17 protein-coding genes are annotated in these 25,233 nt (G+C 73.0%); 15 read left to right on the forward strand and 2 right to left on the reverse strand.

The window, feature by feature from the left end; translation table 11 throughout:
- The first annotated feature begins 71 nt into the window (after positions 1-71).
- From UO65_RS35385 to UO65_RS35400, 5 genes are read left to right on the forward strand one after another with little or no spacing between them, the layout of a single operon-like run.
- A complete protein-coding gene (locus UO65_RS35385; protein ID WP_152551939.1) occupies positions 72-731 on the forward strand; it encodes a hypothetical protein in 660 nt (219 codons plus the stop codon).
- A complete protein-coding gene (locus UO65_RS35390; RefSeq protein ID WP_035278320.1) occupies positions 704-2,227 on the forward strand; it encodes an SbcC/MukB-like Walker B domain-containing protein in 1,524 nt (507 codons plus the stop codon). The genes UO65_RS35385 and UO65_RS35390 overlap by 28 nt, the downstream gene beginning before the upstream one ends.
- Entirely contained in the window at positions 2,224-2,406 is a 183-nt protein-coding gene (locus tag UO65_RS32940) for a hypothetical protein (RefSeq protein WP_052020535.1), read from the forward strand. The genes UO65_RS35390 and UO65_RS32940 overlap by 4 nt, the downstream gene beginning before the upstream one ends.
- 3 nt (positions 2,407-2,409) lie before the next feature.
- Complete coding sequence (locus tag UO65_RS35395) at positions 2,410-2,931, forward strand: TIGR02679 domain-containing protein (RefSeq protein ID WP_152551940.1); 522 nt, start codon at positions 2,410-2,412, stop codon at positions 2,929-2,931.
- Positions 2,907-3,461: a DUF2399 domain-containing protein gene (locus UO65_RS35400; protein WP_161784411.1), complete on the forward strand. Its 555-nt coding sequence runs from the start codon at positions 2,907-2,909 to the stop codon at positions 3,459-3,461. Before UO65_RS35395 ends, UO65_RS35400 begins: the two co-directional genes overlap by 25 nt.
- Positions 3,462-3,665: 204 nt before the next feature.
- Here the strand turns inward: UO65_RS35400 and UO65_RS02565 are convergent, their stop codons facing one another.
- Together UO65_RS02565 and UO65_RS02570 are read right to left on the reverse strand one after the other, a co-directional pair.
- Positions 3,666-4,337: an NAD(P)H-binding protein gene (locus tag UO65_RS02565; protein WP_035278322.1), complete on the reverse strand. Its 672-nt coding sequence runs from the start codon at positions 4,335-4,337 to the stop codon at positions 3,666-3,668.
- A 219-nt stretch (positions 4,338-4,556) separates the two neighbouring features.
- Entirely contained in the window at positions 4,557-5,093 is a 537-nt protein-coding gene (locus UO65_RS02570) for an ArsR/SmtB family transcription factor (RefSeq protein WP_233427410.1), read from the reverse strand.
- An 87-nt stretch (positions 5,094-5,180) separates the two neighbouring features.
- Here UO65_RS02570 and UO65_RS02575 point away from each other — a divergent pair, with 87 nt between their 5' ends.
- The 10 genes from UO65_RS02575 to UO65_RS02620 all read left to right on the forward strand — a co-directional run bounded on the left by UO65_RS02575 (position 5,181) and on the right by UO65_RS02620 (position 25,227).
- Positions 5,181-6,506 carry a M20/M25/M40 family metallo-hydrolase gene (locus tag UO65_RS02575; RefSeq protein WP_110080500.1) on the forward strand — a complete coding sequence of 442 codons (1,326 nt, stop codon included), beginning with the start codon at positions 5,181-5,183 and terminating at the stop codon, positions 6,504-6,506.
- Entirely contained in the window at positions 6,503-8,341 is a 1,839-nt protein-coding gene (locus UO65_RS02580) for a S9 family peptidase (RefSeq protein WP_035278323.1), read from the forward strand. Before UO65_RS02575 ends, UO65_RS02580 begins: the two co-directional genes overlap by 4 nt.
- Positions 8,342-8,559: 218 nt before the next feature.
- The gene (locus UO65_RS02585) at positions 8,560-9,975 is read left to right on the forward strand and encodes an MFS transporter (RefSeq protein ID WP_233427411.1); all 1,416 of its coding nucleotides are present in this window, start codon (positions 8,560-8,562) and stop codon (positions 9,973-9,975) included.
- 848 nt (positions 9,976-10,823) lie between these two features.
- Entirely contained in the window at positions 10,824-11,045 is a 222-nt protein-coding gene (locus UO65_RS02590) for an MbtH family protein (RefSeq protein WP_035278326.1), read from the forward strand.
- Positions 11,046-11,052: 7 nt separating this feature from the next.
- The gene (locus tag UO65_RS02595) at positions 11,053-16,098 is read left to right on the forward strand and encodes a non-ribosomal peptide synthetase (RefSeq protein ID WP_052020540.1); all 5,046 of its coding nucleotides are present in this window, start codon (positions 11,053-11,055) and stop codon (positions 16,096-16,098) included.
- Entirely contained in the window at positions 16,095-20,510 is a 4,416-nt protein-coding gene (locus UO65_RS02600; protein WP_152551942.1) for a MupA/Atu3671 family FMN-dependent luciferase-like monooxygenase, read from the forward strand. The genes UO65_RS02595 and UO65_RS02600 overlap by 4 nt, the downstream gene beginning before the upstream one ends.
- The gene (locus tag UO65_RS02605; RefSeq protein ID WP_152551943.1) at positions 20,510-22,987 is read left to right on the forward strand and encodes a type I polyketide synthase; all 2,478 of its coding nucleotides are present in this window, start codon (positions 20,510-20,512) and stop codon (positions 22,985-22,987) included. Before UO65_RS02600 ends, UO65_RS02605 begins: the two co-directional genes overlap by 1 nt.
- Positions 22,960-23,814 carry a 3-hydroxyacyl-CoA dehydrogenase family protein gene (locus tag UO65_RS02610; RefSeq protein WP_035278328.1) on the forward strand — a complete coding sequence of 285 codons (855 nt, stop codon included), beginning with the start codon at positions 22,960-22,962 and terminating at the stop codon, positions 23,812-23,814. Before UO65_RS02605 ends, UO65_RS02610 begins: the two co-directional genes overlap by 28 nt.
- On the forward strand, positions 23,811-24,107 hold the full coding sequence (locus UO65_RS02615; protein ID WP_035278330.1) for an acyl carrier protein: 297 nt from the start codon (positions 23,811-23,813) through the stop codon (positions 24,105-24,107). Before UO65_RS02610 ends, UO65_RS02615 begins: the two co-directional genes overlap by 4 nt.
- Positions 24,100-25,227: an acyl-CoA dehydrogenase family protein gene (locus tag UO65_RS02620; protein ID WP_035278332.1), complete on the forward strand. Its 1,128-nt coding sequence runs from the start codon at positions 24,100-24,102 to the stop codon at positions 25,225-25,227. The genes UO65_RS02615 and UO65_RS02620 overlap by 8 nt, the downstream gene beginning before the upstream one ends.
- The last annotated feature ends 6 nt before the right edge of the window (positions 25,228-25,233 follow it).

Raw genomic sequence — 25,233 nt, forward strand, 5'->3', positions numbered from 1 at the left:
GGCACGTCCAGGGAGTCCGCGACGTGCTGGGGACCCGGCGTGCCGGCCTGGTCCAGAGGCGCGCCACGCTGGTGACCCGGCACGAGCGGGCGACGGTCGAGCTGGCGGGCGTGCTCGACCACGCGGAGCGCCCACCGGACCCACCTGAGTCGTGGCGCCGCCGCGACCGGCCGGAGCCGGAAAGTACGCGAGGTGCGCCGTTCTGGCGCTGCGTGCGGCCCGTCGACGGGTTGTCCGCCGATGAGGTGGACCTGCTGGAGGCGACGCTGGCCGCCGCTGGTGTGCTCGACGCCTGGCTCAGCATCGACGGCGAGTTGACCACCGCCTCGGGTGGCGAGCAAGCGGACACAGTCGTGCGCACCGGAGGAGCCCGCGTCGACGCGAACCTGACCGCGGTGCTGGAACCCACCGCTGCGGGTGGGGTCACCGAGACCGCCATCCACGCGGTGATCACCTCGATCGGGTGGCACGACGCCCGCCCCGGCGCTGCCTCGGGCGGAACCTGGCTGGCAGCGGATGGCACCTGGCAGTGCGCTGCCCTGTCGGGTCGTGCCGAGGTCGCCCGACCGGCGTCCTTCCTCGGCGCCACAGCTCGCGAGGCCGCCAGGCAGCGGGAGATCGTTCGGCTGCGGGCCTGGCTGCCCACGACACGGCTCTGCGGAACTACCGCGAGGCCGTTGACGACCTGGCACGGTGCGCGGAAGTGCTCAGCCTGCACGCCGCGGCTCTGACACGGGCGCGTGCCGACCTCGTGTCCGCCCGAGGCAGGCTCGCGGGCATCGAAGGCGAGCTGAACGGACTTCGCGGGAGTGAACGGCAGGCGCGGATCAGGCTGCGCACCGCAGAAGAGGCACTCACCACCGATGTCCGCGCGCAGTTGGACCGTCGCGCCGAACTCGACCTTCTGGTGGAGCACGTGGACAACGAGATCGAACGCCTGACGGAGGGGGTCACCGACGCGCAGGTCGCGGTCAGCCGCGCCGAGGAAACCCTCATGCGGCACGAGGACCGCCGCCGGAGTGCGGAAGGCAAGCGGGACGCCGCGCTCGAGGTGTGGTGGGAGGTGTACGACGCGGGACTCGCCCAGCCCCTCGGGCTGCGGGAGCCGGGGCGCCGCAACGTGGAGTCCGCGCGCGGGTCGACCCGGGCCGCGCGTCGGGAACTGCCCGACCCCGGCGACGAGGACCGGGCTTGGCGGAGCTGCTACCGCAAGCTCGAAGCGCTGTGGCAAGGGCTGTTGCCCGACCGCGACGCAGGCGTGCAGGAGCCGGAACACGACGGCGCGATCCAGCGCGTGGTCGTCCTCGCCGACAACACCGCAGGCTGGCAGGCGCCCCCGGCCGCCGCGGACCTGCTCGCCGACCAAGTCCGTGCGCAGGAGAACGCGTTCGATTCCGAGCAGCAACGGGTGTTGACCACCCTGCTCGGCTCGGCGTTCATCGAGCACCTCAAAGACCGGTTGGACTACACCGCCCGGACCTTCACCGACATCAACGACCAGCTAGCCTCCCACCCGACCCGGCACGGCAACGCCGTGCGGCTGACGTGGGAGCCCGATCCCACCGACCCCGACGCGGGTGCCGTGGTCGACGCGCTGACCCAGGGCTACCGGTTGCTCTCACCCGCACGCCAGGAGACGGTGCGCTCCTTCCTGGCCCGCAAGATCGATGCGGCCAGGGCGGACGCGGCGATGGGCGGCTCCGCCGACTGGCGGGAGCACCTGACCACCGCCCTCGACTACCGCGGCTGGCTCAAGTTCTCCCTGCGGTACCGGCCGGGCTCGACCAGCCGCTGGGTGTCGTTCGACGCCGCCAAGCACGGTGCCAAGTCCGGGGGCGAGAAGGTCGTGCTGCTGTCCCAGCCGCTGTTCGCCGCCGCGGTCGTCGCCTACAACGCCGCCGGTGGGCGGGCCCCGCGGTGCGTCTGGTTGGACGAGGCGATGACCGGCGTGGATGAGGAGATCAAGGCGTCGTTCATGGGACTGACGGTCGCCTTCGACCTCGACGTGATGCTGACCGCCCACGACGAGTGGTGCAAGTACCCGACCGTCCCGGCGGTGGCCGTGTACGACCTGGCCCGGCACAGAGGACTTCCCGGGGTCAACGCCGTCCCGTACCTGTGGTGCGGCGGCGAGTGGACCGCGGTCGCGCTGCCGATCTCGAACGCGCACGCGGACGAGACGCTGCCGGCGGCCGACGGCCTGTTCGCCGAGGTGGACTCCGAGTGACGACCGCCATCCCACCGGGCATCCGGGATTGGGCTCTTCTGCCGGGGCCCGCGGTGGTGCTCGATGCCGTCCGCACCCGGGCCAGGCGCGCTCACCGCACCGAGGCGGGAACGCTCACAAACGTCGTGCTGACCGCGCCGCAGCGCCGGGAGGTCGCGTTGCTGCTCGGCACCCGGTGAGAGCTGTCCGGCAAGCCCGTCCGGCTCCAAGACCTCGCGGTGCGGCTGTCCGAACACCACCTGACCGTGCTCGGGCTCGTCGAGGCGCTGCGCGGCGAACACATCGAACCGGACAGGGCCCACCACGATCGCGCACAGGCCCGGGCGGCGGCGGAACGGGAGCGCGCAGCCGCACTCCTGGTCGAAGCAGGTGTGGCAGCGCCGAAGGCGGAGCACTGGCTCGCCGACCCCGCCCTGCCCCGGGCGGGGTCGGGTGAGCTCACGATCCTGGTCGAACAGGTGGCAGCCGTCGTGACCCGGCTGCAGGCCACTGGCAGCGGGACAAGACTCGCCCAACTCGCCGCGGACACCCTGCACGACGCCCATGCTCTCGACCCGGACAAGCCGCTGGGGCGCGGTGTGGCCCGGCTGCTGGCGGTCGTCCACGACCTCCCCCGGCCACATCGAGCCGGGCGGCCTGGCGCGTGGCGTGGGCGGGTGCCGGGGTGGTGTGCGATGGCGTGTCCTCCCGCGTGCTGGCCCTGAACCTCCCCCTGACCGGCGAGGCCCCGGCCGTCAAGCTGTGCGCCGCCGCCCCGGGCGAGCCCGTCTGGTTGACTCTGCGTTCGCTGGTGGGCGCCTGGACTGCTTCCCGGGCCGACGTCTTCGTGTGCGAGAACCCCACCGTCACCGAAGCCGCCGCCGACGCGCTCGGCCCGACCTGCCCGCCGCTGGTGTGCACCGACGGGACCGCCTCCGGCGCGGCCCTCGACCTCCTCTCCGGACTCGCCGCCGCGGGCTGCGCGATCCACGCGCGGGCGGACTTCGACCCGGCCGGTTTCACCATCGCCGACCAAGTGCTCTCCGTCGCCCCAGGCGCGTTGTCGTGGCGCTTCGACCAGAGGACCTGCGCGACCGAGTGCGGCATGAGCGGCCGGCACGCAGCTCCGCACGATCTCGTGACCGCCGTTGCCGGACTGCGGGTCGCCTACGACCGGTCACGTTCTCCGGTGCACGAGGAGCGCGTGCTTGCTCTGCTGCTGTCCGATCTCGCCATCGGGCCCGCGGAGAGGTGAGCCCACCCGTCCACGTGGCCCGTAGAACCGGCGCATGAGCGGAACAGCCGCTCATGCCGCTGACCGCACGGATCAAAGCGACCGCTCGCCGGGGACATGACGGGGCCGGTGTTCCCGGGCCCAGGCACCACGCCGAGGAACCGACAACAGCCGGGCAGTCCGACGTGACCCGTCACGACGACGGCCTGCGCCGCGAGGTGGTCGTCAGGCGTCCACAGCCTGCTCGATCGGCGTCTTGCCGCCGACCACCACGTAGATGCGGCGCGCGGTGTCGGGGCGGTCGAGGAGTGCCACGAGCACGGCGGCGACGTCCTCCCTGGCGACCTGGTCGAACCTGGCGGTCTTGGGACCGACCTCCTTCCCGGGGGTGAGTTCGACGGTCCCGTCGCCTCGGCCGTCGGTGAGCACGCCGGGGCGCAGGACCGTCCAGTCGAGGGTGTCGCGGGTGAAGATGTGCTGTTCGGCGGCGCGCTTGGCTCGCAAGTAGACGGAGTACCCCTCGCCGATTCCCCGGTCGTCGGCGCAGCCCACGTTGATCGAGCTGACGTGCAGGAAGCGCCGCACACCGGCCTTTTCGGCCGCGTCCATCACCAGGACGACGGCGGCCCGATCCATCCTGTCCCGGCGTTCGGCGGTGGCGCTGTTGCCGGAGCCCGCCGAGAACACGGCGGCGTCGGCGCCCGCGAGGGTGGCGGCCACCTCCTCGACGGTGGCGTGCTCGAGGTCGAGCACGACGGCGTCGCCGCCCGCCCGTCTGATGTCGTCGACGTGGCGCGGGTTGCGCACGATGCCGACGACGGTGTCGCCGCGTGCGGCGAGGCGGCGGGTCAACCTGAGGGCGATCTTGCCGTGGCCGCCTGCGATGACGATCTTCATTCCGTTCCCTTTCCCTGCGGGTGATCGGTCGGACAACTTCTGACGAGCGGCCGGTGCCACGGCTCTCCGGCGAGATCCGATGTTCGCGGGGACACCCGAACCCGTTCACCACGCCGTCCTCGAACGCGTCGAGCGCGCGGACGTGTGATGCCGGTACGACCGGCATCGGCCTTCGTTCGGTGGGGGTGCGGCAAGTCAACCAGTGGGCGAACCCATCGGTCAATCGGGGGCGGTGCCGTTCTCCCGGGGGGTGGGGTCGGGTTGGGGGCGGGCGGCGAGTGACCACAGGTAGCTCAGCGGCTCGCCGTCGGGTTCGTCGGTGTACTCGGCGATCAGTTCCCGGATGCGGCGGTGCAGCGACTCCGCGGATTCGGGCCGCAACCGCAGCGTGCCCCGCTTGGCGCCGCGACCGGAGTCCTTGCCCGCGGCGATCAACTCGGCGCGGTGGGCGCCGAGCACGGCCAGGTCGACCTGCTGGGCCAGGCCGGTGTCGTCGGGCAGGATCGTCATGCCCCAGGTGCGCGCGGTCCCGCGGTAGGGCCGTTGCAGCGCGCCGTGCTCACCGGTGGAAACCGGTTCTGCCACCAGGAAGTTCGCCTTCACCAGCGCGCGGACGTGCCGCAGGGTGGTCGCGGGGGCGAGGTCGAGTTCGACCGACAACTCCTTGTTGGTCATCGCCCGGTCCAGGCAGAGCCGCAGGATGCGCCAGCGGACCGGGTGTCCGAGCGCTTTGAGTTCTTCGACCGTCGCTTCCACGGGCAGCACTCTACCTTGCCAAGCCGACGCCGGTTTGGTTCACTGCTATCGGTGTCATTTTTTGCAATCACTCGGAGGGGGGGACCTGTGATCGAGCAGCTCCGGGACTGGGTGGGTGGGCGGGACCTGGTCGGTGAGCTGGCGGACTGGATCTCCCGGCCGAGCGTGAGCCGGACCGGTGAGGGCATGGCCGAGGCCGCGGCCCACGGTCTCCGGCTGCTGCGCGCGTCGGGGTTGCGGGCGCGCGAGGTGGAGACCGGTGGCTGGCCCGCGCTGGTGGGGACCGCGGACGGGCCGGGGCCGCACGTGCTGATCTACGGCCACTACGACGTGCAGCCCGCCGGGCCGCTCGAACTGTGGACGACGCCGCCGTTCGTGCCGTCGATCCGCAACGGCCGGATGTACGGGCGCGGCACGGGCGACAACAAGGGCCAGCACCTCGCGCAACTGCTGGGGCTGCGTGCCCTGCGGGACCTGACCGGCGGGTTCCCCTGCCGCGTCACGGTGCTGCTCGACGGCGAGGAGGAGATCGGCAGCCCCAACCTGGCCGCGGCCGTGAGCCAGGTCGGTCAGCCCGACCTGGTGATCTGGAGCGACGGACCGGTGCACGACTCGGGCCGGGCGTGCGTGGTGCTCGGCGTGCGGGGAATCCTGATGTTCGAACTCCGCGCGCGCGGCTCGAACCGGCCGCTGCACTCGGGGAACTGGGGCGGGGTCGCGCCGAACCCGGCGTGGGCGCTGGTGCAGTTGCTGGCCACCATGCGGTCGGCGGACGGGGCCGTGACCGTGCTCGGGTTCGCCGACGACGTCGCGCCGTTGACCGGTGGCCAGCGCGCCGCGCTGGCGGACCTGCCGGTGGACGTGGCCGGGACGCTCGAGGCGATCGGGGCGGTGGGCATGGAACCACCGGCCGGGTTGGGGTTCCACGAACGCCTTGCCACGCCCACGCTGACCGTGAACTCGTTGAGCTGCGCGGATTCCGGTGACCACCGGGCGGTGATCCCGGACGTCGCCATCGCCCGGTGCGAGGCCCGGTTGGTCGGCGGCCAGACACCGGACCAGGTCGCCGACGCCATCCGGCGGCACGTCGCGAAGCACGCCCCCGACATCGAGTTCGTGCCCGACGCGGCGATGACACCGGCCACCACACTACCTGAAACCCGGTACACGGCAACGATCCTGCGGGCGGTCGAGGACGCGTTCGGGCAACGGCCGCTGCTGGTTCCCTCGCTCGGCGGGAGCCTGCCGATCGCCGTGCTCAGCGACGGGCTCTCCTGCCCCTGCTACGGCGTGCCGCTGGCCAACGTGGACGAGGCCAACCACGCACCCGACGAGAACCTCGACCTCGACTGGTTCCACCGCGGGATCGTCGCCGCGGCGGCGATCCAGCTCGCGCTGGCGGTGCACTCATGACCGTCTGGGGGGCTTGGCCCGCGAAGGAGGGCTTCGCGTACGTCGGCGACGAGTCCGGCCGACCGCAGCCGTGGTTCCAGACCTGGGCGGGGGAGCGGCGGATGTTCCCGATCGACGGCGCGGTCACCCGGCTGGCGTGGCGGCCCGACGAGACGCGCCTGCTCGTCGTGGCGGACGTGACCGGAGGCCAGGACTACCGGCTGGCCGAACTCGACCCGGTCACCGGCGAGGTGGAGTGGATCGCGGTGGAACCCGGCATCAGGCGCGAGGTCGGCGTGCCGTACTCCAGCGCGAGCCAGCCGTACAGCCCGGACGGCAAGCTGCTCGCCTACGCGACCAGTGCGCGGGACGCCACCTGCCTCGACGTCCACGTGCGGGACCTGGCGACCGGCGCGTCCAGGACGGTCCTGGAGGGCGACGACCGGTACGTGCCCATGTGCTTCTCGCCGGACTCCAGGCACCTGCTCGTCCTGAAGTTCCACCAGAACACCGACCACGACCTGTTCGCCTGCGACCTAGAGACCGGTCGGACCCGGCACCTCACCCCGCACGAGGGCCTGGCGAAGTACCAGCCGGGCGGGTGGACCGAGGACGGGATCTACCTGTGCACCACCGAGGGCCGGGACTTCCTCGGTGTCGCCCTGCTCGTTCCCGGTGAGCCGTTGCGGTGGATCGCCACGCCGGACGCCGACGTGGAGAACGTGGTCGTGGGTCCGCGGGTCGTCTGGGCCCTGCCGCGGGACCAGCGCACGGTCCTGTGCACGCCGGAGACCTCGGTCGAACTGCCCGGGTTCGCCTCCCAGCCGTTCGGCTACGACGGCTACGTGCCGCGCTTCGCCGGGGACCGCCTGCTCGTGCAGGTGGGTGCCAGTGACCGGGCGACCGAGTTCTCCCTGGTGGACCTGGAATCCGGCGAGTCGCGCCAGCTCACCGACTTCAGCGCCGGGCTGCCGGACGACCTGGTCGTTCCGGAGACGGTCTGGTTCACCGGAGCCGACGGGCTGGAGATATCCGGGCTGCTGTACCGCCCGCGTTCGGCGGCGGGCCCCGTTCCCGCGGTGTTGCAGATCCACGGTGGTCCCGAGTGGGCCGCGCTGCCGGTCCACGACCCGCTGATCCAGCGGCTGGTGCGCGCCGGGATCGCCGTGCTGGCGCCGAACGTGCGCGGGTCGACCGGACGGGGGCTGGCCTACCAGCGGCTGATCTACCGCGACTGGGGACGCGGTGACCTGGCCGACTTCGCCGCCGCCGCCGGGTTCCTGCGGGGCCTGGACTGGGTGGACGGCGACCGGCTCGGTGTCCACGGGGTGTCCTACGGCGGGTTCGCGGCGCTCAGTTGCCTGAGCAGGTTGCCGGACCTCTGGCGGGCCGGTGTCGCGATCTGCGGGCCCGCCGACCTCGAAATGGACGTCCGGGCCCTGCCGCCGACGTGGAGCAGGCGGGTCGTGGAGTGGATCGGGGACGTCGACGACCCCGAGGACCTGGCGGAGCTGAAGGCGGTGAGCCCGCTGACCCACGCGGCGGACATCCGGGCGCCGCTGCTGCTGGCGCACGCGGAGAACGACACCACGGTCGTCATCAGCGGAACCGAGCAACTGCACGACACGCTGACCGGGTTGGGCAAGACCGTGCGGTTCATCCGCCTCTCCCGAGGCCACCTCCCCGACGACCGGGACGAGTGGGACGGGCTCGACGCCGCTGTCGTGGAGTGGTTCCGCGACCACCTCAAGCCCGCCCCGGGCGGTTCCCCGGCGTCCAGCGGTGACCACCGCGGGGCACGCGCCGCGAAGAAGACGCACGACGAGTTGGTGCACCTGCCCGCCGAATTCCCCTGACCGAAGCCGAACTCCCCACCAGCGAGCAGTTCCGGGTGATCCCGGACGAGCTGCCGCACGTGTTTCCCGAGGCGCAGCGCCAGAGTCGACGCCGCGCCGCTGTCCCACGCCCTGCGTTGCCGATCGGCACCCGACAAACCCCACTCCAGAAAGGGCAGGCACAGAAAATGCCTCCTGCAGTCGCCGGCGCCGAGACGCCATCCCGCCGACGCCTAGGCTTGATCCTGGCACTGCTGGCCTTCGCCCAGTGCATCTACGCCATCGACTACAGCATCGTCTTCGTGGCACTGCCCGAGATCGGTGCCGGGGTCGGCTTCTCCGCGCAGACCCTTCAGTGGGTCGTCAGCGCCTACGCCGTCGCCTTCGGCGGCTTCCTGCTGCTCGGCGGCCGTGCGGCGGACCTGTTCGGACGCCGCCGGATGTTCGCCTTCGGCCTGTTCCTGTACGCGGTCTCCTCGCTCGCCGGGGCGCTCGCGACCGAACCGGTCACGCTGATCGTCGCCCGCGCGGTGCAGGGGATCGGTGGCGCCTTCCTCGCTCCGGCAACGCTTTCACTGGTCACCACGACCTTCGCCGAGGGTCCCGAGCGCAACCGCGCACTGGCGATCTGGGGCGGTGCCGGTGGCAGCGGCATGGTCCTCGGTTCGCTGCTCGGTGGCGTGCTGACGGGCGCGTTCGGCTGGGCGTCGATCTTCTTCGCCAACGTCCCGCTCGCCGGTGGCGCCATGCTGCTCACCTTCGCCATCATCCCGAAGGACACCGAGCGGGACGCCTCCGGGCGCAGGTTCGACCTGCCCGGTGCGCTGACCGCGACCATCGGCCTGACGCTGCTGGTGTTCACCCTCGTCCAGGGCCCGGTGTCGGGCTGGACGTCGCCGACGATCCTGATCACCGCGGCCATCGCGGTGGCCGTGCTGGCCGTGTTCCTCACCATCGAGGCCCGTGGCCGCGACCCGCTGATGCCGCTGCGCCTGTTCCGCAACCGCAACCTGAGCACCGGCACCGTCGTCACCCTGGTGTTCATGGCGACGTTCGGTGCGCTGCCCTACTTCTTCACCGTCTACTTCCAGACCGTGCACGGCTACTCCGCGATGCAGAGCGGCATCGCCTTCCTCCTGCCGTGCGTGGGGGTGCTCATCGGCAACCTGTCCGGCGGGCGGTTGGCCACCCGCTTCGGGGTGCGCACCACGCTGATCGTCGCGCTCCTCATGGGGGCCGTCGGTACCGTGGCCTTCGCGCTGTCCATCTCGCCGGACGCCTCGTACCTGACGCTGGTGCCGGGTGTGCTCATCCTCAGCCTCGGTCAGGGCGCCGTGTTCACCGCGATGTACGCGGCGGTGACCACCGGTGTCGACGAGCAGAACCAGGGCATCGCCTCGGGCATCGCCTCGACCGGTCAGCAGGTCGGTGCCGCGGTCGGCCTCGCCGTCCTGGTGGCGGTCGCCAACGCGGGCAACGCGGGGCTGACCGGTGAGGCGCTGCGCGTCGCCACCGCCGACGGCCTGCGCTCGGCCATGTGGGCCACGGTGGCGGGCATCATCCTGCTCGTGCTGGTCACGACGAACTTCAGGCGCAGTGTGGCGGCCCCGGTCGCCGAGCCGGAGAAGTTGGCCGAGGTGACGCCGACCGTCTGACCTCCTGGCACGAACAAGGGGTGATTCCACTTCAGTCCATGTCACATGGGTGGAATCACCCCTTGTTCGTGTCGAATTTTTTCTTCCGGTGCGGGTTCGGTGAAAATCTGGCGAACCCGCAATCGCCGGATTCCGGTGCGAGCTGGTTTCGAACGGTGTCTTGGCCGCTGGCCACCCGGAGGTTTCTGTCGGCTTTTGACGAGCCGCGGGACACGCTTGTTGGAATTCGATTATTCCCGTCCTGGGCGTCGCGAGGTGGGTGCCGCGTCAAGCGGTGATCAGGAAGCAGGCCTTCTCCACCCCTGGCGGCGGACAGCGCGGGGTGATCCCATCATGCCCTTCACGTGCATCGGCTTGACCGGCGGCGACCGGAACCGTGCAATTCGGTCAAAAGGAATACCGTCAGCTCTCGGCTCTCGCCAATGGACCAACAATCCCATGTCTGCGGGTGCGCCGCGCGGCGGAAACGCCGTCTGGGAACTCGAGGCCGACGTCGGATTGTGAAATGCCCTGGAGCGCTAGAGTAATTGCCGTACTCTACTGCTGGGAACCGATGCGGCCCATGCTGGTGGAGTGGAAATCAAGGGGGATGGCAGTTCTCCGACAGCCACGGTCCCGGGGGTGCGGGTCGGTCGGTTTCCCTGACGGCGCCGAGGTGGCCCGCCATTTCTGAGCCGCACTCGAAAAGGCTCGGTGGGGCTCCCGACGCACTTCGCCCCCACGACCCTCCCGTGGCACCCGCCGCACCCGTCATCCCCGTGCCCACGGCCGCACCGCCCGACGCGCAGGCCGCAGGGGCACGACCAGCAGCAGGTTGAAACCCGTATCCCGCCGAACCGGAGGAACCCATGGACGGCGACACCCAGTCCTATGTGGTCGTGCTCAACGACGAGGAGCAGTACTCGATCTGGCCCGCCGACCGCGACCTGCCCCCCGGCTGGCGCGGCGACGGCGTCAGCGGTTCCGAAGCGGAATGCCTGGCCCACATCGGCGAGGTGTGGACGGACATGCGCCCGCTGAGCCTGCGTCGGGCCCTGCAGCGGGCGACCACCTCTCACGGCGAAGGATGACTGCGAGATGGTGCTCGATGACTTCCACACCCAGGTGACCGAGGCGCCGGACGCCCTCGCGGTGCAGGACGGCGATCTGCTGCTGACCTACCGCGATCTCGCCGCGCACGCCTCCGCCCTCGCGACCAGGCTCACCGACCGGGGGGTGGGCCCGGAGAGCGTCGTGGCCGTCTACGCCAACCGGTCCGCCGAGCTGGTGGTCGCCGAACTGGCCACCCTGTTGGCGGGCGCGGCTTTCCTGCCGCTGGACCCCGCCCACCCGGCCGCGCGCATCCGCCAACTGCTGGAGCTCTCCGGCGCCGCCGCGGTGCTCAGCACCGAGGCGCTGGTGTCCGGCGGCGCACCGCTCGGCGACGACGTCCTGGTGGTCGACCTGACCGGGGAACCGGGTGGGGCGGCCTTCCCCGCACCGCCCACACCGGACGCCGCCGCGCTGGCGTACGTGATCTACACGTCGGGTTCCACCGGCAGGCCGAAGGGTGTCGCGGTGACCCACGGGGGTCTCGCGAACCTGATGCGCTGGCACCACAGGACCTACGGCACGCGCCGCACGGACAGGTCCACCCTGCTGGCCAGCCCCGGGTTCGACGTGTCCATCCAGGACATCTGGTTCACCCTGACCGCCGGTGCCGCGCTGGTGATACCGCCCGCCGAGGTGCGCACCTCCCCGCCGGAGCTGGCCACCTGGCTCGCCGACGAGCAGATCACCGTGACCTTCCTGCCCACACCGCTGGCCGAGGCCGTCCTCGACGAGACCTGGCCCGCGCACACCGCGCTCCGGTTCCTGCACACCGGCGGCTCGGCGATGCAGCGCGGTGTGCCGGACGGGTTGCCGTTCACCGTGGTCAACCTCTACGGGCCCACCGAGGCCACGGTGAAGGTGACGGCCTGCGAGGTGCTGCCGGGCGGGCCCGTGCCGCCGCCGATCGGCGTGCCGGTCGACGGCGTGCGCTGCCACGTCCTCGACGGGCTCGACCCGGTGCCCGACGGCGAGGCGGGCGAGATGTGCCTGGCGGGCGACTGCGTGGCGCGCGGGTACCTGGGCGACCCGGCGGCCACGGCGGCGGCGTTCGTGCCGGACGTCACCGCCCCCGGGCAGCGGATGTACCGGACCGGGGACAAGGTCCGCCGGGGGCCCGACGGGGTCTTCGAGTACATCGGCCGGTACGACGACCAGGCCAAGATCCGCGGGTTCCGGATCGAACCCGGCGAGATCGCCACGGTCCTCAAGGGGCACCCGGCGGTCCACGACGCCTTCGTGGTGGTCGAGCACTCCGGTCGCCCGGACGCGCGCCTGGTCGCCTACGTGGTCTCCGCCGTCGCGCCCGCCGAGCTGGTCGAGTTCGTCGCGGCCCGGCTGCCCGCGTACATGGTGCCCGCCGCGACCGTCGCGCTGCCCGCGCTGCCGCTGACCCCCAACGGCAAGGTCGACCGGCACGCGCTGCCCGCGCCCGACCGGGCCGCGGCGGGCCTGGACGACGCGGCCGTGTCGCCGCGCACCCCGACCGAGGTCGCGGTGGCCGGGATCGTGGCCGAGTTGCTCGGCACCGCGGAGGTCGGCGTGCACGACGACTTCTTCGCCCTGGGCGGGAACTCGTTGCTCGTCGGGCGCCTGGCGGTCCCGCTCGCGACCGAGCTGAACGCCGCGGTGAGCGTGGCGGAACTGTTCAACGCGCGCACCGTGGCGAGCCTCGCGGCCATCGTCGACGAGCGCGTCGCCGCGGCCGGGGGCGGCGAACCCGTCTCCCCGCTGATCGCGCCGATCCCGCCGCCGCTGCGCCGGGTCCCCAGGGACCGGCCCATCCCGCTGTCGCTGCCGCAGGAACGGGTCTTCTTCTTCGAGCAGCTCTCGCCGGGCAACCTGGCCTACAACTTCCAGGCCACGGTGTCGTTGCGGGGCAAGGTGGACGTCGGCGCCCTGCGCTCGGCGCTGGACGAGATCGTCCGCAGGCACGAGATCCTGCGGACCGCCTACGTCGCGGTCGACGGGGTGGGGTACCAGCGGCCGGTGGCGGAGGCCAAGGCGTCGCTGAAGGTGCTCGACGTCCCGGCCGCGGACGCCGACGAGGTCGTCGCCGCGCACCTGCGCGAGCCGTTCGACCTGGGCAACCCACCGCTGGCCCGCTGGGTGCTGCTGCGGCACGAGGACGACCAGAACACCTTCCTGCACGTGGAGCACCACTTCGTCCACGACGGCTGGTCGCTGTCGGTGTTCCTGTCCGAGTTGCGCGTCCTCTACCCGGCCTTCGTCGCCGGGCTGCCCTCGCCGCTGCCGGAGTTGCCCGTCCAGTACGCGGACTACGCGTTCTGGCAGCGGGACTGGATGCGCGGCGAGGTGCTGCGGGCGCACGTCGAGCACTGGACCGCCCGGCTGGCGGGCGCGCCGGACACGCTGGAGCTGCCCGCCGACCGGCCGCGGCCGCCGGTGATCTCCTTCCGCGGCCGGGCGCCGCGCATCCTGTTCCCGACCGAGCTGTCGCGGGCGTTGCGCGCCTTCAGCAGGCAGCACCGCGTGTCCCTGTTCGCCACCATGTACGCGGGCTTCGCGGCGCTGCTGCACCGCTACACCGGGCAGCGGGACATGCTCGTGGGGACCGGTGCGGCGAACCGGAACGTGCCCGAGCTGGAACCGCTGCTCGGCATGCTCGTCAACACGTTGGTGCTGCGCACGGAGGTGGCGCCCGACCAGCGGTTCAGCGACCTGCTCGAACAGGTGCGGCAGAGCGTGGCCGAGACCCTGGCCTGGTCGGACACCCCGGTCGACGCGGTGATCGACGCGATCGAGCCCACCCGCGACCCCTCGCGCACCCCGCTGTTCCAGGTCATGTTCAGCTTCCACGACTCCGCGGTGCCCGACATCGACTTCGGCGGGCTCACCGGTCGGGTCACCGAGCGCTCGAACCGCTCGGCCAAGTCCGACCTCAACGTGATCGTGATCCCGCGCGCCGAGCAGCGCCTCGGCCGGGCGGCCAGCCCCGAGGACGACGACCTGGCCATGATCTGGGAGCACTCGTCGGACCTGTTCGACGAGGACACCATGACGCGGATGGTCACGCACTACCTGACCCTGCTCGCCGACGCGGTGGCCAGGCCGGACACGCGGGTGGGGGCGCTGCGCCTGCTCCCGGACGCGGAGGCCGACCAGCTCGACACCTGGTCCCGCGGACCCGCGGTGGCGGGCACCGAACCGGTGGTGGAGCTGATCGCCCGGCAGGCGCGGACGCGGCCGGACGCCGTCGCGGTGAGCTGGTCGGAGGGGCAGCTCACCTACGGCGACCTGTGGCGGCGCGCGGGCGGGCTGGCCGACGAGCTGCGGGAGGCGGGCATCGCCGCCGAGGAACCGGTGGCGGTGTGCGCCGACCGCTCGGTGGAGCTGGTGGTCGGCGAGCTGGCCGTGCTCCTGGCCGGTGGGTGCTACCTGCCCGTCGACCCGAGCTACCCGGCCGAGCGGATCACGTTCATGCTGCGGGACGCGGGTGTGCGCAAGGTCCTCGCCACGCTCCAGACGCAGTTGCAGTTGCCCGCGCCCGACAGCAGCTTCCGGGTGTTCGACCTGGGCGCCCCCGTCGCCGACGGCCCGGTCGACGCCGGTGACCCGGTGGCCCCGGACCGGCTGGCGTACCTCATCTACACGTCGGGGTCGACCGGCAGGCCCAAGGGCGTCGCCCTGTCCCACCGGGGGCTGGCGAACCTGGTCGGCTGGCACGTGGGCGAGTACGGGCTGGGTCCGGCGGACCGGACCGCGCTGTTCGCCAGCCCCGGGTTCGACGCGTCGACGTGGGAGATCTGGCCCACCCTGGCGGCCGGTGCCACGCTGTGCGTCGTCCCGCCGAAGCTCCGGGCGGCGCCCGCGGAACTGGTGCGCTGGATCGGCGACGAGCGGATCACCACGACGTTCCTGCCCACCCCCGTCGCCGCGGCCGTGCTGACCGAGCCGTGGCCCGCCGACACCGCCCTGCGCGCCCTGCTGACCGGCGGCGACGCGTTGCCCGCGGCGCCGCCGGAGGGACTGCCGTTCCGGCTGTTCAACCACTACGGGCCGACGGAGAACACCGTGGTGGCCACGGCGGGCCCCGTCCCGCCGGGTCCGGCCGGGCCCCGACCGCCGATCGGCAGGCCGATCGCGGGCGTCGACGCGCACGTGCTGGACGCCGAGGGCAGGCGGGTCCCCACCGGTGTCCGGGGCGAGCTGCACCTCGGCGGCACGGCGGTGGCCCGCGGCTACGTGGACGACCCCGAGCTGACCGCGGCGAGGTTCCCCGCCGACCCGTCCGCCGCCCACCCGGGTGCCCGCCTGTACCGCACCGGTGACCTGGTCCGCTGGCTGCCCGACGGGCAGTTGGAGTTCCTCGGCCGGGCGGACGAGCAGGTGAAGATCCGCGGGTTCCGGATCGAGCCCGAGGAGGTGGCGGCGACGCTGCGGGAGCACCCGCAGGTGCGCGACGCCGTGGTCATCGCCCGCGCGCCCGAGGCGGGGGCCGAGACGCGGCTCATCGCCTACGCCCAGAGCGGCACCGCCGCCGCCGAGGACCTGCCCGGGTTCCTGCGCGAACGCCTGCCCGCGTACATGGTGCCGGACGAGGTCGTGGTGCTCCCCACTCTGCCGCTCACCGAACACGGCAAGGTGGACCACGGCGCGCTGGCCGCGCTGGCGCCGCCCGCCCCGGACGTCCCCGAGGCCGAGCAGCTTCCCCGGACGGCGACGGAGGAACGCGTCGCGCAGCTCGCCTCCGCGCTGCTGCGCGGCAGGCGGGTGGGGCGCGACGACGACTTCTTCCGCGTCGGCGGTCACTCGCTGCTGGCGGCCCGACTGGTCGCCCAGGTGAACGACGCCTTCGGGGTCGCGGTGCCGATCGCCCTGTTCCTCCAGCGGCCCACCGTGGCCAACCTGGCGGACGCGGTGGCGGTCGCGACGGCGGGACCCGCGACGGGTCCGATCAGGCCGAGCAGCCGCCGCGCGGCCGCGCGGCTGCTGTCCGAGCTCGACCAGCTCAGCGACGAGAGAGTCGAGTCGCTCCTGCGCGACGCGGAAGGAACCGAGGTGCAGCAGTGAGCAGAGCTGTCGAAATGGAGGCCGAGGAGCGGCGGGCGCTGCTCGCCGAGCTGCTGCGGCGCAGGTCCGAACAGGACAGCGCGGTCCCGCTGTCGTACGCGCAGCGGCGGCTGTGGTTCCTCGACCAGTTGCAGCCGGGCAGCGCGGTCTACAACGTCCCGCTCGGCTACGACATCACCGGCCCGGTGCACGTCGGGGCGCTGGAACGGGCGTTGACCGAGGTGGTGCGGCGGCAGGAGGTCCTGCGCACCGCCTTCCGGTCGACCGGCGGCACGCCGCACCAGGTGGTGCTGCCGCCGGAGCCGGTGACCGTCCCCGTCGTCGACCTGACCGCCCCCGGCCGGTCGGCCGACGAGGTGGCGCGCCTGGCCGACGAGGAGGCGGGTGCCCCGTTCGACCTGGTGGCGGGGCGGACCATCCGGGCCCGCCTGCTGCGCCTGGCCGAGCAGCGGCACCGCCTGCTGATCACCGTGCACCACCTCGCCTGCGACGCCTTCTCCGTGGGGGTGCTCGGCGAGGAGCTCGCGGTCCAGTACCGGGCCGCCCTGACCGGCCTGCCGCCGGGGGAGCCGGACCTGCCCATGCAGTACGCCGACTTCGCCGAGTGGCAGGACAGCGCGCTGGCCGGGCCCGAGCTGGACCGGCTGCTGGCGTACTGGAAGAACAGGCTGGCGGGTATGCCCACCCGGCACCTGCCCACCGACCACCCCCGCCCGCCGGTGCAGAGCTACCGGGGCGCCGCGCACACCTTCGAGCTGCCCGCGGACGCGGTCCAGCGGTTGGAGGAGCTGAGCAGGGCGGAGGGGGTGACCCTCTTCAGCGTCCTGCTCGCCGCCTTCGCGGTGCTGCTGCGGGCGCACGTCGGCGAGGACGAGGTCGTGGTCGGCACCCCGGTGTCCGGCCGGGAACGGCCCGAGCTGGCCGGGCTGATCGGGTTCTTCACCAACACCCTGGTGCTGCGCTGCGACCTCGCGGCGGGCCCCACGTTCCGGCAGCTCGTCCAGCGGCTGTGGACCGAGGTCCGGGGCGCGCTGGCGCACCAGGACCTGCCGTTCGAAAAGCTCGTCGAGGAACTGCACCCCGACCGCGACCTCGCCCAGAACCCGTTGTTCCAGGTGCTGTTCAGCTACCGGTACGAGGAGGAGGGCGCGGGGCTGTCCCTGGACGGCTGCGGGGTGCGCCAGGTGCTGGGCGACACCGGCACGGCGCGGTTCGACCTCACGCTGAGCCTCGCGCGCACCCCGGCCGGTGTCACGGGCAGGGTGGAGTACAGCACGGACCTGTTCGAGGCCGCGACCGCCGAGCGCATCGCCGCGCGGTACGCGCGGGTGGTGACCGCCGCCGCGCAGGACCCGGACCGGCCCGTCGACCGGTTGGCCGCGCTGCCCGAGGACGAGCTGGCCACCCTGTCCGCCTGGCAGGTCGGCCCCCGGGCCGAGGTGGCCGAGGTCCTGGTGCACCGGGTGCTGGAGCGGCGGGCGGCCGCGACGCCCGACGCGGTCGCCGTGGTGGCCGCCGACGCCACCCTGACCTACCGCGAACTCGACGAGCGCGCCGAACTGCTCGCCCGCCAGTTGCGCCACCTCGGCGTGGCGGCGGACGAGCCGGTCGGCGTCCACCTCGGCCGCGGTTCCCTCCTGGTGGTCGCCCTGCTGGGCATCCTCAAGGCGGGTGCGGCGTACCTGCCGCTGGACCCCGGCTACCCGCGCGACCGGCTGGCGTTCATGGTGGGCGACGCCGGGGTGCGGCTGGTCGTGGCGGACGAGCGGTGGGCCGCCGCCGCCGGGCGGCTGGGCGCCGACCGGGTCGTGGTGCCCGACCCGACCGGGGTGCCGGACGTCGAGCCGGTGGCGGTCACGGCCGAGAACCTGGCGTACGTGATCTACACGTCCGGGTCCACCGGGCGGCCGAAGGGTGTCATGGTCACCCACCGGAACGCGGTCAACCTGTTCGCCGGGATGACCGAGGCCTTCGGTGCCGACGAGCCCGGCACCTGGCTCGCGGTGACCAGTGTGTCCTTCGACATCTCCGTGGTCGAGCTGCTGTGGGCGTTGGCGCACGGCCACCGGGTCGTGCTGCGCGGCGAGCCCCCCCGGGCGTCGGCCGCGCCCGCCGCCGGGTCGGCCGCGACCGACGCGGCCCGCACCCGTCCGATCGACTTCAGCCTGTTCTACTTCGGCAACGACTCGGAGGCGAACTCGGGCGACCGGTACCGGCTGCTGCTCGAGGGCGCGAAGTTCGCCGACCGCAACGGTTTCACGGCCGTGTGGACCCCAGAGCGGCACTTCCACCGGTTCGGCGGGCTGTACCCGAACCCGTCGGTGGTGGCCGCCGCCGTCGCCGCCATCACCGAACGGGTCCAGGTGCGCGGGGGCAGCGTGGTGATGCCGTTGCACGACCCGCTGCGGGTCGCCGAGGAGTGGTCCGTCGTGGACAACCTGTCGGCGGGCCGGGTCGGCATCTCGCTGGCGTCCGGCTGGAACGCCAACGACTTCGCCCTCGCCCCGGACCGGTTCGACAAGCGCAAGCAGTTGATGATGGACGGCCTCGCCGAGGTCCGCCAGCTCTGGCGGGGCGAGACGGTGTCGCGCCGCAACGGGGTCGACGCAGAGGTCGAGGTCGGCGTGTTCCCCCGGCCCGTCCAGCAGGCGCTGCCGGTGTGGCTGACCAGCGCCAAGCACCCGGAGACCTTCCGGATGGCGGGTGAGGCGGGCACCGGTGTGCTCACCCACCTGCTCGGGCACGACCTGGAGGAACTGGCCGAGAAGATCGAGCTGTACCGGCGGACCTGGCGCGAACACGGGCACGGACCCGGCGACGGCCACGTGGCGGTCATGGTCCACACGTTCGTCGGCACCGACGTCGACGAGGTGCGGGAACTGGTCCGGGAGCCGCTGAGCCGGTACCTGGAGTCCTCCTTCGACCTGATCGCCTCGTTCGGCGCCACCACCGCCAGCGCCCAGGACTTCAAGTCGCTGGCCCCCCGGGAACTGCGCGAGCTGGTCGACCGGGCGTTCGACCGGTTCTTCGCCACCGCCAGCCTGCTCGGCACACCGCAGGTCTGCGCCGACATGGTGGATCGGATGAAGGCCGTCGGCGTCGACGAGGTCGCCTGCCTGGTCGACTTCGGGGTCGACGAGCAGGCCGCGCTCGACGCGCTGACCCACCTCACCACCGTCCGGGAGATCACCGACGAGCGCCGGGCCGCCGCGCTGGCGGAGGCCGACGAGCAGCCGATCGCCGGGCAACTGCGCGACCACGGCGTGACGCACCTGCAGTGCACCCCGTCGCTGGCCCGCCTCCTGCTCACCGATCGGGACGCGCGGGCCGAACTGCCCCGGCTGCGCAGGCTGCTGGTGGGCGGCGAGGCGCTGCCCGCCGACCTGGCCCGCGTGCTCGACGACGCCGTGGGCGGCACCGTGCACAACATGTACGGGCCGACCGAGGCGACGGTGTGGGCGACGACGGCCAGGGTCGAGCCGGGGGGCCCGGTGTCCATCGGGCGACCGCTGGCGAACGCGCGGGCCTACGTGGTCGACCGCGGGATGCGGCTGTGCCCGGTGGGCGTGCCCGGCGAGCTGCTGCTCGGCGGCGGCGGCGTGGCCCGCGGCTACCTCGACCGCGCCGGGACGACGGCCGAGCGCTTCCAGCCCGACCCGTTCGACCCGACGCCGGGCGCGCGGGTCTACCGGACGGGCGACCTGGCCCGCTGGGCACCCGACGGCGGCCTGGAGTTCCTCGGCAGGCTCGACGACCAGGTGAAGCTGCACGGCCACCGGATCGAACTCGGCGAGGTCGAGACCGCGCTCGCCGAGCACCCGGACGTCCGCTCGGCGGTCGCGGTCATCCGGGGCGCGGGCGCCGAGCAGCGGATCGCCTGCCACTTCGTCCCGGCCGCCGGTCGCACCCCGACCGGTCCCGAGCTGCGCGCCTTCCTCACCACGCGGTTGCCCGCCTACATGGTGCCCGGCGCGTTCCACCCCATCGACGCGGTGCCGCTGACCCCCAACGGGAAGGTCGACCGCAGGGCGCTGCCCGAGGCACCGGGCGCGCGGCCGCAGAGCGCGTCGGCGTACGCGCCGCCGACGACCGCGACCGAGCGCCTGGTCGCCGACGTGTGGCAGGACGTCCTCGGCGTGGACGAGGTGGGCGTGGACGACAGCTTCTTCGACCTCGGCGGGAACTCGCTGCTCGTGGTGGTGGCCAGGGCCCGGCTGCTCGAACACCGCGACGGCGGGCTCTCGCTGGTGGACATGTTCCGGTACCCGTCCGTGCGGGCACTGGCCGAAGCCATGGACCGCGAGCCGGACGAGAGGTCCGACGAGGCGGCAGGCGCGGGTGCCGCGCGGGGAGCGGCCCGCCGCGCCGCCGGGCGCGGTGCCGCGCGGCGCAGCACGAGGACGGGGGAGTGATGGCGGACGGCATGGACGGCGGCACGGAACCGATCGCGGTGGTCGGCCTCGCCGGGCGGTTGCCCGGCGCCGCCGACATCGACGAGTTCTGGCGCAACCAGCGCGACGGCGTCGAGTCGGTGACCAGGTTCAGCGCGCGGGAGCTGGTCGACGCCGGGTGGCCCGCGGAGATGGTGGCCCACCCCGACTACGTGCCCGCGGCCGCGGTCGTCCGCGACGGCGACCGGTTCGACGCGGAGTTCTTCGGCTACACCGCGCAGCAGGCGGAGATCAGCGACCCGCAGCAGCGGACCTTCGTCGAGTGCGTGTGGCACGCGCTGGAGGACACCGGGCACGACCCGTCGCGGTTCGACGGCGCCGTCGGCGTCTACGGGGGGTGCTTCGCCAACAAGTACCTGCCGCTGAACCTCCTGGCGAACGAGCGGTTCCGGCGGTCGATGGCGGCCTTCTCCGCGCGCCCGTACAACGACAAGGACTTCCTCGCCACCCGGGCGGCGTACCTGTGCAACCTGCGCGGTCCCGCGATGACCGTGCAGACCGCGTGCTCCACCTCGCTCGTCGCCATCCATCTCGCGTGCCAGGCGCTGCTCGGCCACGAGTGCGACATGGCCCTGGCGGGCGCGGTGGCCCTGCCCATCCCGTTGATCGGCGGCTACCCGGTGGTCGCGGGCAGCATCTTCGCCCGCGACGGGCACTGCAGGCCGTTCGACGCCGCCGCGGGCGGGACCATCCCCGGGTACGGCGTCGCGGTCGTGGCGCTGCGCAGGTTGAGCGACGCGATCGCCGACTCCGACAACATCCGCGCGGTGATCCTGGGCACGGCGGTCAACAACGACGGTTCGACGAAGTTCGGCTTCAGCGCGCCGAACATGCAGGCGCAGGCCGAGGTGATCGCCACCGCGCACGCGGTCGCGGGCGTGCCGTCGGAGACCATCGGCTACGTCGAGGCGCACGGCACCGGCACCCCGCTCGGCGACCCGATCGAGGTGGCCGGGCTCACCAAGGCCTTCAACACCCGTGAACGCGGCTTCTGCGCGCTCGGTTCGGCCAAGGCCAACATCGGGCACCTGGACGCCGCCGCCGGGGTGGCGGGCTTCGCCAGGGCGGTGCTGGCCCTGGAGCACGGCGAGATCCCGCCGAGCATCAACTTCTCCACGCCCAACCCGGCGCTGGTGCTGGAGCGCACCCCGTTCTACGTGCCGACCACCGCCCGCCCCTGGACCAGGGGCGCGGCGCCGCGCCGGGCGGGCGTCAGCGCCTTCGGGGTCGGCGGCACCAACGCGCACGTGGTGCTCGAGGAGGCGCCCGCCCCGCGCCCCGCCGCGCCCCGCGCACGCGGACCGCAGTTGATCGTGCTGTCCGCGCGCACCGGCAAGGCACTGGCGGACGCGGCCGACAACCTCGCGGGCCACCTGGACCGGCACGACGACGTGGACGTCGCCGACGTCGCCCACACCCTGCAGGTGGGCCGGTCCGGGTTCGCGCGCCGCGGGCACCTGGTGTGCGGCGACCGCGCCGAGGCGGTCGCCGCGCTCCGGGAACTGGCGCGGACCGCGGACGCGGGCGGCGGGGTGAACGCCCGGCAGGTGGTCTTCATGTTCCCCGGCAGCGCCTCGCACCGCCCGGGCGCCGCCGCGGACGTCCACCGCGACGAACCGGTCTTCGCCGAGCAGGTGGACCGCTGCGCCGAACTGCTGCTGCCGCGGCTCGGGTACGACGTCCGCCCGCTGCTGTTCCCGCCCACCGGGGGTGATCGCGGCGCGGACGACCCGCGCGGTGTGGCCGCGGCGGTGTTCAGCCTGCAGTGGGCCCTCGCGCGGCTGTGGCAGTCGTGGGGCGTCGAACCCGCCGCGATGATCGGCCGGGGCGACGGCGAGTACGTGGCGGCCTGCCTGGCGGGCGTGGTCGACCTGGCCGACGCACTCGACGCCGCGGTCGCCAGGGCGGAGGTCGGCGCGGGTGCGGCGGGGTTCGCCGACCGGGTGGCGGGCTACGAGCCCAAGCCGCCGCAGGTGCCCTACATCTCCGGTGTGACCGGCACCTGGATCGGCCCGGAGGAGGCCGTGGAGCCCGCCCACTGGGTCCGCCACCTGCACGAGCCGACCCGCTTCGACGACGGCCTGCGGGAGCTGGCCCGCCAACCCGGCCGGATTCTGCTGGAGGTGGGGCCGGGCAGCGCGCTGACCGAGGTCGTCACCCGGCAGGGGCCCGCACAGTTGGTGGCCGTGCCCTCGCTGCCGCCCGGGGGCGGGGACCGGTCCGACCGGGCCCACCTGCTCGACGCCGTCGGCAGGCTGTGGCAGTCCACCGTGGACATCGACTGGGCCGCCCTGCACGGGACGTCGCGACCGCGGCGGGTGTCCCTGCCGGGCTACCCGTTCCAGCGGCGCCGGTACTGGATCGGACCCGACGCCGGGAGCTACGAGCCACTGGGTCTGGAGGAGACGTCATGGACAAGCCACTCATTTCCATCGTAGGCGCCGGTGTCATGGGCACCGGGATCTCGACGCTCGTCGTCGGGCACGGGTTGCCCGTCGTCCTGGTCGACGTGGACGAGGGCGTGCTGGACCGCGCCCGCGCGGCGATCACCACCGGGCTGCGGCACGCGCGGTTGACGGGTGCGCTGCCCGCCGGGTGCCCCCCGGCGGAACTGCGCACGGCGCTGTCGCTGGACGACGCGTCGGGGGCGACGGCGGTCATCGAGGCGGTCACCGAACACCCCGACCGCAAGCGGGAGGTGCTCGCGGGCATCTCGTCGCTGGTCCGGCCGGGGACCCCGGTCATCTCCAACACCTCCGGCATCCCCATCGACGAGATGGCCGACTGGGTGGACCGCCCGGGTGAGCTCATCGGCACGCACTTCATGAACCCCGCGTACCTGATCTCCATGGTCGAGGTGATCCGCGGGCCGCGCACCGCGGACGGGACCGTCGAGTCGGTCCTCGGGCTGCTGGCCCGGATCGGCAGGCGGGCGGTGGTGGTCCGGGACGCGCCCGGGTTCGTCACCAGCAGGCTCCTGCACCCGATGATCAACGACGCCGCGCAGGTGGTCAGCGCGGGCACCGCCACCGTCGAGGACGTGGACACCCTGATGCAGGGCTGCCTCGGCCACCCCACGGGTCCGCTGCGCACCGCGGACCTGATCGGCATCGACAACCTCGTCGACGCCCTGCGGGCGCTGCACGCCCGCACGGGCGACGAGCGGTGCCGACCCAGCGAGCTGCTGCTGGACAAGGTCCGGCGGGGCGAACTCGGCCGAAAGAGCGGTCGGGGCTTCTACGTCTACAGTGAGGCACAGAGATGATCCCGGAACAGCAGACCGACAGGGCGCCCCTCAACACGGACGTCGTCATCGACGAGATCACCCGGTTCGTGGCCGAGCAGACCAGGACCACCCCGGACGCGGACCAGGACCTGTTCGCCACCGGGCTCGCCAACTCCATGTTCGCCATGCAGCTCGTCGTGTTCCTGGAACAGGCCTTCGCCGTGACGGTCGCCGGACCGGACCTGCAGCTCTTCAACTTCTCGACGGTCAAGAGCATGGCCACGCTCGTCGGCAGGCTCCAGGCGGAGTCCGCCGCCGACGGCGATGTCTGACGGGCCCACCCACGAGGACGCGGACACCTGGCGGTCCGTCCGGGACAACGCCGGTTCGTGGGACCTCGCGGGCGAGATCCCACGAACCGTCCTCAGTGGACTGGGCGCCGCCGGGGTCCTCTGCGCGGAGGTGCAGAAGCAGTACGGCGGACTCGGCATGGGCAGCCTGGAGAGCGGGGCGCTCACCGCCCGCGTCGGCAGCCTGTGCAGTTCGCTGCGCAGCGTGATGACCTCGCAGGGCATGGCGGCGTGGACCATCCACCGCATGGGCACCCGCGAGCAGCGGGCCGCGTTCCTGCCGCAGCTCACCGGGGGGCGGCTCGCGGCCGTCGCCTTCAGCGAGCCGGAGGCGGGCAGCGACCTCGACGCGATGGGCACCGAGGTGCGGTTCGTCGACGACGCGGTGGTCGTCGACGGCAGCAAGACGTGGATCACCGCCGCCGCCTACGCCGACCTGATCGTCGTCGTCGGGAAGGTGGGCGACAACGCGGCGGCGGTGGTGGTGCCGACGGACACCGAGGGCGTCACGGTCGAGAAGGTCCCGCACCCGCTGGGCTGCCGCGCCGCCGGGCACGCGCGCGTCCGGCTCGACGGCGTGCGCCTGCCCGCCGCGAACGTCCTCGGCGGCTCCGGGCAGTCGTTGCCGTTCCTGATCACGACGGCACTGGCCTACGGCCGGATGTCGGTGGCGTGGGGCTGCGTCGGAATCCTGCGCGGCTGCCTCGACGCGGTGACCCGGCACGCGAGGTCGCGCAGGCAGTTCGGCAAACCGATCGCCGAACACCAGCTCGTGGCCCGCATGGTCGCCGAGATCTACGCCGCGGAGCGGGTCGCCACCGCGGTGTGCGGGCACGCGGGCGAGTGCTGGGAGTCGGGTTCGCCGGAGGTCGTGATCGCCACCGTGCTGGCCAAGCACGTGAGCGCGACCCAGGCCGTGCGCGGGGCCGCGTCCGCCGTGCAGGTCATGGCGTCGGCGGGCGCCTCGGACGGGCACGTGGTCGCCCGCGCCTACCGGGACGCGAAGCTGATGGAGATCATCGAGGGCAGCAGCGAGATCTGCCAGCTCGAGCTGGCCAGGCACGCCCTGGCGACCGCGAACACCACAGACCGGCAACCGTGAGCCCCG

It is taken from the genome of Actinokineospora spheciospongiae, assembly GCF_000564855.1.
In the GTDB taxonomy this organism is placed as follows: domain Bacteria; phylum Actinomycetota; class Actinomycetes; order Mycobacteriales; family Pseudonocardiaceae; genus Actinokineospora; species Actinokineospora spheciospongiae.